The sequence below is a fragment of the Halalkalibacter sp. HAAS-P013 genome (genome assembly GCF_056619925.1).
In genome coordinates this window covers 54,857-67,885 of the sequence record NZ_JBWQTU010000007.1, presented here as the reverse complement: position 1 = coordinate 67,885, position 13,029 = coordinate 54,857, and the positions used below count along the sequence as shown (strand labels likewise).

At 38.5% G+C, this 13,029-nt stretch carries 11 protein-coding genes; 8 read left to right on the top strand and 3 right to left on the bottom strand.

Annotated elements, in window-relative coordinates; translation table 11 throughout:
- The first annotated feature begins 4 nt into the window (after positions 1–4).
- From AC1FXP_RS11530 to AC1FXP_RS11500, 7 genes are all read left to right on the top strand, one after another.
- Positions 5–961 carry a hypothetical protein gene (locus AC1FXP_RS11530; RefSeq protein WP_480061475.1) on the top strand — a complete coding sequence of 319 codons (957 nt, stop codon included), beginning with the start codon at positions 5–7 and terminating at the stop codon, positions 959–961.
- A 25-nt stretch (positions 962–986) separates the two neighbouring features.
- Complete coding sequence (fahA, locus tag AC1FXP_RS11525; RefSeq protein WP_480061571.1) at positions 987–2,246, top strand: fumarylacetoacetase; 1,260 nt, start codon at positions 987–989, stop codon at positions 2,244–2,246.
- 46 nt (positions 2,247–2,292) lie between these two features.
- Positions 2,293–3,444 (top strand): homogentisate 1,2-dioxygenase, encoded by a 1,152-nt coding sequence (locus tag AC1FXP_RS11520; protein ID WP_480061473.1) that lies wholly within the window; start codon positions 2,293–2,295, stop codon positions 3,442–3,444.
- Positions 3,445–3,781: 337 nt separating this feature from the next.
- Positions 3,782–5,203: a Na+/H+ antiporter NhaC gene (nhaC, locus tag AC1FXP_RS11515; RefSeq protein WP_480061471.1), complete on the top strand. Its 1,422-nt coding sequence runs from the start codon at positions 3,782–3,784 to the stop codon at positions 5,201–5,203.
- 44 nt (positions 5,204–5,247) lie between these two features.
- A complete protein-coding gene (locus AC1FXP_RS11510) occupies positions 5,248–5,574 on the top strand; it encodes a YerC/YecD family TrpR-related protein (RefSeq protein ID WP_480061469.1) in 327 nt (108 codons plus the stop codon).
- 316 nt (positions 5,575–5,890) lie between these two features.
- Positions 5,891–7,279: a YjiH family protein gene (locus AC1FXP_RS11505; protein ID WP_480061467.1), complete on the top strand. Its 1,389-nt coding sequence runs from the start codon at positions 5,891–5,893 to the stop codon at positions 7,277–7,279.
- A gap of 164 nt (positions 7,280–7,443) precedes the next feature.
- Complete coding sequence (locus AC1FXP_RS11500) at positions 7,444–8,631, top strand: aminotransferase-like domain-containing protein (protein WP_480061465.1); 1,188 nt, start codon at positions 7,444–7,446, stop codon at positions 8,629–8,631.
- A 149-nt stretch (positions 8,632–8,780) separates the two neighbouring features.
- Here AC1FXP_RS11500 and AC1FXP_RS11495 read toward each other — a convergent pair whose 3' ends face one another.
- The 3 genes from AC1FXP_RS11495 to AC1FXP_RS11485 form a co-directional block, all read right to left on the bottom strand.
- On the bottom strand, positions 8,781–9,302 hold the full coding sequence (locus AC1FXP_RS11495; RefSeq protein ID WP_480061463.1) for a CBO0543 family protein: 522 nt from the start codon (positions 9,300–9,302) through the stop codon (positions 8,781–8,783).
- A gap of 105 nt (positions 9,303–9,407) precedes the next feature.
- Positions 9,408–11,117 carry a GMC family oxidoreductase N-terminal domain-containing protein gene (locus AC1FXP_RS11490; RefSeq protein ID WP_480061461.1) on the bottom strand — a complete coding sequence of 570 codons (1,710 nt, stop codon included), beginning with the start codon at positions 11,115–11,117 and terminating at the stop codon, positions 9,408–9,410.
- 12 nt (positions 11,118–11,129) lie between these two features.
- A complete protein-coding gene (locus AC1FXP_RS11485) occupies positions 11,130–11,861 on the bottom strand; it encodes a hypothetical protein (RefSeq protein ID WP_480061459.1) in 732 nt (243 codons plus the stop codon).
- Positions 11,862–12,055: 194 nt separating this feature from the next.
- On the opposite strand from AC1FXP_RS11485, the gene hprK reads away from it, so the two are divergent.
- Positions 12,056–12,994 (top strand): HPr(Ser) kinase/phosphatase, encoded by a 939-nt coding sequence (hprK, locus tag AC1FXP_RS11480; protein ID WP_480061457.1) that lies wholly within the window; start codon positions 12,056–12,058, stop codon positions 12,992–12,994.
- The last annotated feature ends 35 nt before the right edge of the window (positions 12,995–13,029 follow it).

The window sequence follows — 13,029 nt, the reverse complement described above, 5'->3', positions numbered from 1 at the left end:
CAAAGTGAGTAAAAATTGCTTCAAATCTAGTAATGTAGCATTTTTATCTAATTTAATTGATTATGCCGGATTATTTCCACCTGCACAACTGCCTTTAGAGCGAGCAATACAAAATTACGCCACTTATAAATCTTATGAAGATTCATGGATGTTAGGACGCTTTGTCATACCTGCAACTAGATTAGATGAACTTGATTCTTATGTATCTTTATTCTCAGTAGAAGAGAGATTGAATATTTCAGCTATCGGTGGGCGAAGTATAGGATTTGAGGATTGTCTTCACGGTCTAGAAGTAGACTTGGCGAAACTAGCTAATTTTTGTGCAAAGCATGGAGAAGCTGTTGGGATTGATGTGTTCGAGATGCCACTTCCTCCTATCTTACCTAACCAGAAGTTACTTGAGGAGATTGCAACAAAGACAGCTAACTATAACCTGCAAACTTTCTGTGAAATGACAATGCCTCTAGGTGAAGAGTGGGAGGAGAAAATGCTCAAAACTCTTGATGAAATCGCTCAATATAACCTAAAGAATGGACCTGTGCTGGGTGTGAAGCTTCGCACAGGTGGTGTTACAGCCGATACATTCCCAACTCCGGAGCAGGTGGCGACTGTCCTAGTTGGTTGCAGTGAACGAGGCATTCCTCAGAAGTTTACAGCAGGATTGCATCATCCTATTCGGATGTATCGTGAAGAAGTCAAAACAAAGATGCATGGGTTTCTAAATGTCTTCACAGCAGGTATGTTAGCGCGGATTTACAATTTGGATAAAACTACTATAGCAAAAGTTTTAGCAGATGAAGAAGCTTCCAATTTCACTTTTACTAATAAAGGGTTTACGTGGAGGGACATGATAGTCGAAGCTTCAGACATAGAGCAACTTCGTCGGAAGGCACTTTGCTCCTATGGAAGCTGCAGCTTCGATGAACCACGTGAAGATCTTCGAACACTACAATTAATTTAATAATGGAAAGGGCTGTTGAGAATTGATGAAGTCTTTTATTAATGTCGATCCAGAATCTCACTTTCCGATTCAAAACATACCCTACGGTGTATTTAGACCATTAAGTGGGGGATCACCTCGAGTCGGAGTGGCAATTGGTGAGTATGTCTTGGATCTGTCTGTGATAGAGTCAGCTGGATTTTTTAAAGAAGTAGGGATTGAAGAAGAGGGGATCTTCAATCAACCTTCACTTAATAAATTTATGGGCCTTGGAAGCAAAGTATGGAAAATGGTGAGAAGGGAAGTTCAACAGCTTCTCATGGAGGATGAGCCGGCTTTACGTGATAATGCACCCCTTCGTAAAAAAGCTATTATTAGTTCAAATGACGTCGAGTTATTATTACCGGCACAAATCGGCGACTATACGGACTTCTATGCATCAAAAGAACATGCTACAAATGTCGGAACGATGTTTAGAGGAAAAGAAAATGCACTGATGCCGAACTGGACCCATTTACCAATAGGGTACCATGGGAGAGCGAGTTCAGTTGTAATAAGTGGTACGGATGTGTATCGACCAAAAGGACAAATGAAACCAGCTGGTGAAGAAAATCCCATTTTTGGACCGACCAAACAACTTGATATTGAGTTAGAAATGGGCTGGTTCATTGGACCAGGGAATGAACAAGGCAAACCGATTGCCATTGCAGATGCTGAAGATCAAATCTTTGGACTAGTATTGGTAAACGACTGGAGTGCTCGCGATATTCAGGCTTGGGAGTACCAGCCACTTGGGCCATTTTTGGCTAAAAATTTTGCAACATCGATATCGCCATGGGTTATTCCCCTTGAAGCACTGGACCCATTTCGAGTTGAAGGGCCAAAACAGGATCCAACTCCATTGCCGTATCTTCAAAAAGAGGGAGCAAGCTCGTTTGATATTAATCTTGAAGTCTATTTAAAGGGAAAAAGGATGGAAAAGGCACAAAAACTCGTCTCAACGAATTTCAGCTATCTCTACTGGAGTATGGCCCAGCAAATTAGTCACCATACAATCGCTGGATGTAATCTACAGCCAGGAGATTTACACGCATCTGGAACAATAAGCGGACCTGAGAAAGAACAACGTGGCAGCTTATTAGAATTGACTTGGCGAGGAGCGGAACCAATTCAATTGGAAAATGGCGAACAACGAGTATGGGTTGAAGACGAGGATGTCTTAACGATAACTGGTTGGTGTCAAGGAGAAGGATATCGAATAGGATTTGGAGAAGTAACTGGGCGAATCCTTCCAGCAGTGGATTAACATAAGTTTAGGTTGTATGTATCAATCATTTAAGGAGGGTAAATTAATGCCATTTTATAAACAAATGGGAGAGATCCCTAATAAAAGACATACGGTTTTTCGTAAAGAGGATGGGTCATTATTTCGTGAACAAGTGATGGGGACGAAAGGGTTTTCTGGCATACAATCGATTTTGTACCACCACAATCCACCTACAAGTATTGTTAAATCAGATTTGCTAGAGGATTGTAGAATTCAATATGAGGAACAAAGTAACCTAGCTCCACGTCATTTACATTCTCATCAATATAATGAATCAACAGATGCAGTGTCGGGAAGGCAATATTTACTCGGAAACGAAGATGTCCTCATTGGTGTTGTGAACCCTACTAAACAGATGGATTACTTCTATCGAAATGGTGATGGCGATGAAGTGTTATTTGTACATTTTGGGTCAGGTAAGGTTGAATCGACATTTGGAACTGTAACGTATAAACCTGGTGATTATATTGTTATCCCAATCGGGACGATTTATCGAGTAGTCCCAGACGTTGGTGAAACTAAGTTTCTAGTGATAGAAACGAATAGTTGGATTACAACACCAAAGCGATATCGGAATGTTCATGGACAATTACTTGAACATAGTCCGTTTTGTGAAAGGGATTTCCATGGACCAGAAAAGTTAGAGACACATGTCGAAAGTAATGAATATATCGTTAAAACAAAATCAAGAGGATTTATGCATTTACATACGTTTGGTCATCATCCGTTAGATGTTGTTGGATGGGATGGCTATCTCTTCCCTTATACATTTAATATAGCTGATTTTGAACCAATTACTGGACGAATTCACATGCCACCACCAATTCACCAAACGTTTGAGGCTAATAATTTTGTTATCTGTTCATTTGTGCCAAGGATGTATGATTATCATCCAGAGGCGATTCCGGCTCCATATTACCATAGTAATGTCGATAGCGATGAAGTTCTTTACTATGTAAAGGGGAATTTTATGAGTCGAAAAGGTGTGGGAGAAGGTTCGGTTACATTGCATCCTTCAGGAATTCCGCATGGCCCTCATCCAGGAACAATTGAAGCGAGCATCGGAAAGAAGGAGACGATTGAATTAGCGGTGATGATTGATACATTCAGGCCACTAAAAGTTGTAAAACAAGCACATCAATATGAGGATAAAGATTATAAGTATAGTTGGAAATAAAAGGAGAAAAGTATTTTGTATTAATCTAAGGTTTTGAGTACCTATAATGAACGCAAGGGCTCGTAGATGTAAGAAATCTAGTTGGCCCTTGCGTAATAAAGAGTTAATCCATTGGTTTCATTTTCTCTTTTATATTATTGTAAAATACCTTCTGTACAAATTGCTGAGTATCACCTATAATGGATGATATTGTAAGAAAGAAAACTCATATTGGTCTGTAATGGTATTTCAATACAAGAAAGCTTATTTTCACTTCAAAACAATCAATAACAGTGGCTTTATTTTGGGTTGTATATTTTTGGTAGCGTTTACAACAAATTTATTTTGGAGGAATAATATGACGAATCGTACCCCTTCTTTTTTCATGTCTGTTCTGTTGATAATCTTTATTACGTTTATACTAGGTGTTAGCATTTTGTACTATCAGGTAGCACCACAGATTCCGATTGTCATTGCTGCTACTGTAGTAGCATTGTATGGCTATATACTCGGATATAGATGGAAAGCGCTCGAAGGAGCAATGGTTAAAGGAATCTCGGCTGGTCTTCCTTCGATACTAATTTTATGCATAATTGGTATTGTCATAGGGGTATGGGCAATGAACGGTACGGTACCAACAATGGCTTATTATGGGCTCCAATTTTTATCACCACAGTATTTTCTTGTTTCATCGGTTATTCTTTGTGTAATTGTCTCAGTAATGACGGGTAGCTCATGGAGTGCTATTAGTACAATGGGGGTTGCACTAATGGGTGTTGCCTACGGAATGGATATTTCACCGGCGATGACAGCTGGTGCAATTGTATGTGGTGCGATATTTGGAGATAAAATCTCTCCACTTTCAGACACAACGAATCTTGCTTCAGCGATAGCAAAAGTAGATGTATTTGAGCACATTCGTTATATGTTATGGACAACAGTCCCAGCTCTGATCATTACACTAGTAATTTTTACGTTTATTGGTCTTGACTCACGATTCGTCAATCCTAATATTAGCCAAATTGAAGAAATGACTCATACATTGAGTGAGCAGTTTCCTCTTACAGTGATAACCCTACTTTCTCCGCTTGCGATCATTGTTTTAGCTTTAAAAAAAGTTCCACCTATACCAACATTAATGTGTAGTTTATTTATTGCGGTCATCACAGGATTGTATACAGTACCAGATGCTTCAATTGGTGATTTAATGGTAACTGCTCACTTTGGTTTTGCAGCTGAAACAGGCGTTGACGCAATTGACAATTTACTATCACTCGGTGGTTTGTCAAGCATGATGTTTGGTGTATCGATTATTTTAATAGCGCTTGCATTTGGTGGCCTCTTTCAGTTAATTGGGTTTCACCAAGTTATCATCGAAGGAATCGCCAGCTTTTTAAAACGGAAAGGAAATGTTATTTTGACGACTGTTTTATCTTGTATTGGTGTTAATGCTATCATTGGGGAATTATATTTATCCATTGTGTTACCTGGACAAATGCTAGAATCGTCATATAAAAAAGCAGGACTACATCCGAAAAATTTATCAAGAACGCTTGAAGATGCTGGTACAGTGGTTCATCCACTAATTCCTTGGGGTGTAACAGGGGCATTTATAATGTCTACATTAAATATTGGTGTTGAATACGTATTATTTTGTTTTATGTGTTTCATTACACCTATCATTGCAATCATTTATGGGTACACTCGCTTTTTGACGGTTCTTCCAGACAAAGAAATAGATGAATACGATGAACTAGGAAACAACAAAATGTCACTTTAATTTTTTATCTTTTTGTTTTTTATAGAAAGATTGGGGGAATCGGTATGAAAATAGATAAAGAAAAGGCGAATAGAGAGCTGTTTTTTAAGGCACTGCTCTCACTAAATACCGTTAAAGAATGCATTGACTTTTTTGAGGATTTAGCGACTGTGAAGGAGTTAGAGGCATTTATGCAACGGTTTCAAGTAGCAGAAAGGCTTCTAAACGGAGAAACGTATGAAGAGATTGAATTAGAAACGAATGCTCGGTCGAGTATGGTATCACGCGTGAAAAGATGTTTAGAAAAAGAGCAAAGCGGCTTGAAAAAGATTCTGGAACGGTTGGCTGAGGTTGAGGATCTCGAACAATCTGAGACATGTCAGTTCAAATAAAAAAGTGTGCAAAAATCACTCTATCGTTTATCGAGCTTGGACTTGTAGCTTTAGCCTATAATGAGGAAGCGAGTGGTGACTGACCGCTAGTCGCAAGAAAATGAAAAACTAAAAATCACGGAGGCCAGGGTAATCAGGTCTCCGTGATTTTTAGTTTTTCAGACCTTTTGGGGGAGTGTTTGCGACAAAATTCATCCAATAAAGGATTTTTCAAATCGGGAAATAATATTGCATAATTATACAAACTGATGATATATTAATTATTATCTAAAAAAAGCAATGTGATGAGAAATAGAAATAGTAGGAGAGAACATACATGGAAGTTGGGAAAATAAAAAAGGTAGAGGAAATTAGTAAGAAAAAAGAGTTTACAGCAAAACAATATATGAAGTTTTGGCTGCCTTCATTAATTGGAGTGTTACTATTTCTCGTGCCTATTTCTGTAAATGACAAGGTGACAATCGGATTAGGAGTATTAGCAGATGCCTTGCAGGGTGCGATAGCTGATTACATTCCTTTGATTATGACAATCATCCTTTGTGTATCTGCTATTGGTAGTTTAATAGTTAAATTTACAAAAATCGAATCTATTAATAATAGCCCATTTTTAAGTAGTTTATTTGATATTACACCATTCTGGATAACCTTGAGATGTACTGGTGCGGTATTTGCTTTTGTTACAATGAACGAGATAGGTCCTGAATTTATCTGGTCAAGTTTTACTGGTGGGGTTGTCCTCTTTGATCTAATACCGGTATTAATGGTTTGGTTCTTATTTGCTTGTTTATTTATGCCTCTTTTGCTTCAGTTTGGGTTGATGGATTTTATCGGAACGTTAGTACGTAAAATCATGTTTCCTTTATTTAAACTGCCTGGACGTTCATCTGTTGATGCATTGGCATCTTGGATGGGAAGTGGAACAGTCGGAGTTTTATTAACGACACAACAATATGAATCTGGCTATTATACAAAACGGGAAGCTTCTGTTGTTGCAACGAACTTTTCCATTGCATCAATTGCCTTTAGCCTTGTTATCGCGAAGTTTTTAGACATTGATCATATGTTTATTCAATTTTACTTTACAGTTATTGTCACGGGGATTATTGCTGCTGTTATTTGTCCGAGAATCCCGCCGCTCTCATTAAAAAAAGATGTGTATTATGAGCCGGTTGGGAAACAAATTGATGAAGTTGTTCCAGAAGGGGTATCAAGTTTCCGCTGGGGGGTCCAGCAAGCTGTTGAAAAAGCGAGTCAAGTGAAGAGCTATCGCAGCGTTGTAAAAAGCGGGGTCCAAAATGTTATTGATATTTGGTTCGCTTTAATACCACTAGTTATGGCGTTAGGGACGATTGCCCTTATTATTGCGGAGTTTACTCCTATTTTCACTTATTTATCGTATCCTCTCGTTCCATTCCTTCAGTTATTGCAAATTCCTGAAGCTCATGCTGCTGCACCAGCTATGGTTGTTGGCTTTGCAGATATGTTCTTACCAGCTGTAATTGGAAGTGGAATTGAGTCAGAACTGACACGCTTTGTCATAGGTGTTATGTCTTTAACACAGTTAATTTACATGTCTGAAATTGGGATTTTATTATTAAAGTCAAAAATTCCACTTTCGTTTGTTCAATTATTTATTATCTTTCTACAAAGAACGATTATTACGTTACCAGTTGCTGCAGCAATGGCACATTTTTTATTCTTCTAAAATAGGGTAAAGTAATACTGCTAATGACCAATTTGAACTGTAATAACATTTTAGTTTAATATAGTGAGAAAGCATTGGTGTCTACCAATGCTTTCTGCTCGTACATAAAAATACCTTGTTCTGAATATGTCGTCAGGAAATTGAATGGAAAGGTGAATGATAAAGTGAATATCGAATCTTTTTTTTCTGAAAATATAAAAGCAGCTCTTAAGAATGATCCGCCTGGTGAGTGGATGCCAACCCTGCCAGACGATTGTATCCGGCTAAGCTCCGGTTATCCAGCGCCTCATCTTGTCCCTGTGGAGCAACTTAAGGAAGCTGTTGTCAACCTCCTTAAAGAAGAGCAAGATCTGCCACTCCATTATCTAGGAAGTCCTAAAATGGCAAAGCTGACGGAGCAGATTAAAGAAAGGTCAGTAGAACGCGGGATGCGTGTGTTAGAAGATGAACTTTTAATCACATCTGGTGCATGTCAGGCGATTGATCTCATTGCTCGTATTCTCATTGATGATCAAACACTCGTAGCAATTGAATCTCCAACGTATATGGAGGCGTTAGAGATATTTCAAAACTATACAGAGCATTTTATAAGTATTCCAGTTGATGAGCATGGACTCCAAACGGAACGATTAGAAGAAGTACTAGAAGAAAGAAAAAGGAAAGGTCTCAGCCTTCCACGTTTTTTATATACCATCCCTACGTTTCAAAATCCAACAGGTACGACGATGACAGAAGGGCGAAGGAAGCATGTATTAGAGCTTGCGACCAAATATAATTTTCTTATTTTAGAGGACGATGCATATGGAGAACTATACTTTGATGAGCATTCAATTCCATTAAAAGCAATGGATAAGGAAGGCCGTGTTCTTTACGTCGGTTCTTTATCTAAAGTAGTCGCACCAGGAATGCGAATTGGATGGGTAGCAGCAGCACCTGAGTTTATTACTGTTCTTGCTTGGTTTAAAAAGGATTTAGATCATCCATTAGCTCAAGCGACAATGGCTTCTTATCTAGAAAGTATTGATTTTAAAAAACGACTTAACATGTTAAGAGACACGTATCAGGCTAAATGTAACGTGTTGCTTTCTGCACTGGAACAGTACTTGCCAGAATCAGTTTCATGGTACGTTCCAAAAGGCGGTTACTTTGTGTGGCTTAAAATTGTAGGTGTCGATACTTCGCAATTGTTAGCTCATGCCCTAAAAGAAGGTGTCTCCTATGTTCCTGGTAAGTATTTTTTCTTAGATCAACAAGGTGGAACGGAATTCCTCCGTCTTTCTTTTAGTTATGCTGATGAAAGTGAAATTGTCGAAGGGATTCAAAAGTTGGGTAAAGTTATACCAAGGAACTAGGTTTTTAGTGGGGCTATGTTTTTTCAGTGAAAATAGTTTAAGAATTCAAGAGTGAGTAAATGGTGTGTTTACTTAGGATTTGTGAAGAGGCTCTCTCAAAATAAAGTTTTACATCTGTTTGAGATGCCTCGTAAAGTTAGATTTAGCCTTTAATAAATATCAACTGTATTGATTCCTTTATTATGGGTTTCAGTACGGTTTCTTTTTTTATCTATAAAGCGAATTCCTGCAATAAACAAGCGAACGATCCAAAATGTAAAAGAAAGAACAGCGACAGTGTAATACCCATTCCAGCCTTTTCTAAATTCAACTAGCTTTGTGTTTTTTTCAATGATGTTTTCTGTAAGAGCCATTGGTACACTGAAAAGGAAAACACTTAAAAAAGTTTTCAGTGGCTTCATTTTATAAGTGAATTGGTTGTACATCACACAAGACAAAGGAAACAAAATGTAAAGAAATACAATATTAGAATCGAAAAGTTTAGGTAAATATCGTTCTGGATATATAACATATTTTCTTTTAATTACAGGGCCATCCATTAAAGTAGAAACTAATGTTTTAAACAAATAAATGAGAAGCCAGTCTTTAAAGTAGTCTTTTCGACGGAGTAAAATAGAACAACCTGTTATGCCTAATATTGTTATAATATGTAATATTGTTCGATCCTTCATATAATCGCCTCCTTTTTAGTAAAGTGCTCTTTTGTAAGTGATTTATTCCAATTGAAATTTATTTTTTGTTTCCTTTTAAAAAAGAGAGCACCTTATCAGACACTCTCAACTAAAGTATTTCATTGCCACCTTTTCCGCTGTTCGTGTTGCTAAAGCTTGAGTAGTTAGCGTAGGGTTTGGCCCACCGATTCCATTAAAGTGGACACTGTTATCAGCAATAAAAAGCCTTTTCACTTGGTATGCTTCACAAATATCATCAACGACATAACCCATACGCATAGTCGATTCAATATGGACAAATAAATGTCCGGGCCAATTTGTTCGTAGTATTTTTTTTGCTCCAGCTTTTCGCAAAATCTCGGCGGAAATTTTTACTAATTGATCTCTTTTCTTTTTATCTTCCTTGCTTGGTGCATAGCGGATGACAGGAATTGGTCCATGTTCATCTTTTAGAAATGGGTCAGTGGTTACACCATTTCGTTTATGTGGCTGGTCATCAGTGAGTATCATGATACTTAATGTATTTGGATAATTGTGCATCCATTCTTTCAATTCATCTCCAACAATTCTACCTTGTAAATCCCAAGGATCAGTAGGAGATTGCTCTTGTTTGAAAGAGTAACCACTCTGACTGAACCCGAACGTTAACGCTGAAAATAAACCTGGGCTTAAGCCAGATGGTTGAATACATCCTAATCCAGGGTAATCAAGTCTGCCACCGGATGTTGGACCAACAAATGGGTTAATATGTTGTTGCCCTAAAATACCCATAATGTCTTTTTCATCAAATACACCGGTAACCCAATCCCAATAATGGTTAGTCAATCCTCTCCCGACCCAAGAATTCATTGGCAGTTGTGAGTTAAGCCAGAGCCTTGGGCTTTCAATGCAGCCTGCTGCCATCACAATTACTTTTCCATAAAGCTCCCCAATCTCGCCTGTCCATGTATCTCTGTATTCAACTCCAATAGCTCGTAGCTCTTCTTTTGGATCGTGCTCAGTCAATATTTTTGTTGTATAAGTGTTAGGGCGAATCTCTACATTTCCAGTTGCTAGTGCAAGAGGAACATAACTAACGTTGGTTGAGCGTTTTGCTACTTTATTCATTGATGGGCCATGCGGGCAGCCATTTACGCAATGACCGCATAACGTACAACCTTCTAACTTGGATATTTCTTCTAAGCTCTTGCTTGTATCCATCAATTGTTCATTCGGGTGTAAGATCGCATTTGGGTTTGGACGATAGCCAGGCTCTGTAGGATTTAATGTATTAAGGAAAGACCAGCCTGCTTTTTTTGCTCCATAATAAAACATTTCTTCTTTTGATGTAGTTGGCGCAGGCCTTACAGGCAATGTTGCTTCCACTTTTTCATAATACGGTTCCAACTCCCGATAAGAAATCGGCCAGACATCATCAATGGCGGTGGAGTAAGCTCGTGGTGAGTTTGCCCAATAATGTTGAGTTGTTCCGCCAACACCTGTCGCTTGCCAAAGTTTCCCGCCAGCTGGGGTAATTCGCTGCCAAGGGGCGCGACGGCGATCGGCAGGTCCCCATCTCAAGCGGCCTGATGTCGTATCGTTCATGGAATGTTCGTATTTTGTATATTGTTTTCGAAAAAGATTAATGTCTAGATCATCGGGGCTAGAGCTACTTTTGGAACCGCGATTCTGATTTGGTTTACTCCATTTCTTATTGCCATACCAAGGACCTGCTTCAAGAACAATAACCTTCATTCCTAACTCGCCTAATTCCTTAGCGGCAACTGCTCCGCCACCACCGGATCCAATGATGATTACATCAGCATCATAATCCATTTATTTCACCTACTATGTTTTAAATTCTTTAACAAGAAATCCGCGGAGGTCGCGATAACCAAAAGATGGGCCAGGGTAGTTAACAAACTCCCATGTCATAAATGGTCTTTCTATCTTTCGGTTTTCTGGAGGCGCTAAACGTGTTGTGCCAAGCGAAAACCATTCCGAATAGTAACCTAGCAACACCATTTGATGGAGGTTTGTTAATATATGATTGACTAACCCTATATTCAGACGGAAAGGGGGAGGGAGGCTCTCCAAATCAACTTGACCATTTTCTAGTAAATGAATCGCTTCAAATCTGTCATTTAGTGAAAGAGCAGCAAAGGGACCTCCTTCTGGGTAGACTGAAATATTTGGTGTCTCTTTGACTTTTCCGGACAGAACCAGTTGTTTCGCACCTGCATCAAGAAGTCCAGCGGTTACATTGGAAAGTTGGTAGTTCTCAAGCCCCCATTCTCCTTGAATAGTTATGTAATGATCTAACCCCCATATAAGGTAATCATCGATCCTTAAGTCTAATGCTCCAAAGGTTGAAGGGATAACAGCATCTACGAAAGCCATGAAAGTAGCCCGAGTGTGGGCAATACTGGTTTCAGTCTTTTTTATGGGCACTTGTATAGGATTAAGTGTCGACTCAGAAGGTGGATCGTTGGAAACGAAACCAACTGTTTGCTTTATATTGTCTAAAAAGCTTTTTTTTTGTTGATGGGAGGAGCTTGAATCTCTTTCTGATGGGTTCATTCTATTAATTCCTTTCTTGTTTTTTTATATAGTTACCTAAACCTGGCTTAAATATTTTGGGAGATACTCTAAACAGGTTAAACTAATAATTAAGGTATAATAAATTAAACCCTATGTTTTATGAGGAGAGTTAAATTTATAAATAGCTAAAAAGTATTAGAAACGACTGTGAACGATACAGGAGGAGTTTGATAGTGAGAAGAATTACAGTAGAGGACCTAGCTAAGAAGTTTTCGTTAAAAGTGTTAGCAGGTGAAGATCAGTTACAGAAAACAATTACCCAATCACATGTACATCGTCCCGGTTTGGAGTTTGTTGGTCATTTTGATTTTTTCCCAACCAAGCGAGTTCAAATATTAGGAAGAAAAGAAATTAACTATTTACATAAGTTAAGCCATGAGGAACGAAAAGTTAGGATTGGGAACATCGTCCATTATCATCCGCCATGTTTTATCGTGACAGCTGGTGAAGAAGGCCTTACATATTTAACTCATTACTGTACAGAAGAGGGTATCCCTTTATTAGTGACTAATAAAGTAGAAACCACATCTGAATTTATTATTATGTTGGATGCATACTTGCTAAAGAATTTGGCACCTGAAATGTCAATCCATGGGGTTTGTCTGAATGTGTTTGGTGTAGGGATTTTACTTCGAGGACAGTCTGGAATAGGGAAAAGTGAAATTGCACATACATTAATTGGTCGTGGACATCGTCTTGTCGCAGATGATGTTGTCGTTTTAAAGAAGCTTAGTCCACGAACACTTTTAGGAACCCATGATGAAAAGACAAAGGAGTTTTTAGCTCTTCGCAGTATCGGTTTATTAAATGTTGTCAGGATGTATGGCCGTAAGGTATTTCAAGATGAAACAAGAATTTCACTAGATATTAATTTAACGAAATGGCAAAAAGATTCGTTGAATAATGAGTTAGAGCATGATGCTGCATATACTGACTATATGGGGGTTAAGGTTCCTTCCATCGAAATCCAACTCCAGCCTGGCCGTGACGTAGCAGGGCTTATTGAAGCTGCAGCAAACAACTGGTACTTAAGACAGCAAGGGTATAGTGCTGCAGAGGAGTTTATGAGCAGGATTGAAGCTGATATTTCGAATTCTAGGTCGAATGAGTGATTAAGTAAAGAAAACTCAACTAATTAAAAACGGCA

Excerpts from the sequence above, each read along its gene's own strand:
- fahA (WP_480061571.1), top strand. The coding sequence starts at position 987 with ATGAAGTCTTTTATTAATGTCGATCCAGAATCTCACTTTCCGATTCAA.
- AC1FXP_RS11520 (WP_480061473.1), top strand. The coding sequence starts at position 2,293 with ATGCCATTTTATAAACAAATGGGAGAGATCCCTAATAAAAGACATACG.
- nhaC (WP_480061471.1), top strand. The coding sequence starts at position 3,782 with ATGACGAATCGTACCCCTTCTTTTTTCATGTCTGTTCTGTTGATAATC.
- AC1FXP_RS11510 (WP_480061469.1), top strand. The coding sequence starts at position 5,248 with ATGAAAATAGATAAAGAAAAGGCGAATAGAGAGCTGTTTTTTAAGGCA.
- AC1FXP_RS11505 (WP_480061467.1), top strand. The coding sequence starts at position 5,891 with ATGGAAGTTGGGAAAATAAAAAAGGTAGAGGAAATTAGTAAGAAAAAA.
- AC1FXP_RS11495 (WP_480061463.1), bottom strand. The coding sequence starts at position 9,302 with ATGAAGGATCGAACAATATTACATATTATAACAATATTAGGCATAACA.
- AC1FXP_RS11490 (WP_480061461.1), bottom strand. The coding sequence starts at position 11,117 with ATGGATTATGATGCTGATGTAATCATCATTGGATCCGGTGGTGGCGGA.
- AC1FXP_RS11485 (WP_480061459.1), bottom strand. The coding sequence starts at position 11,861 with ATGAACCCATCAGAAAGAGATTCAAGCTCCTCCCATCAACAAAAAAAA.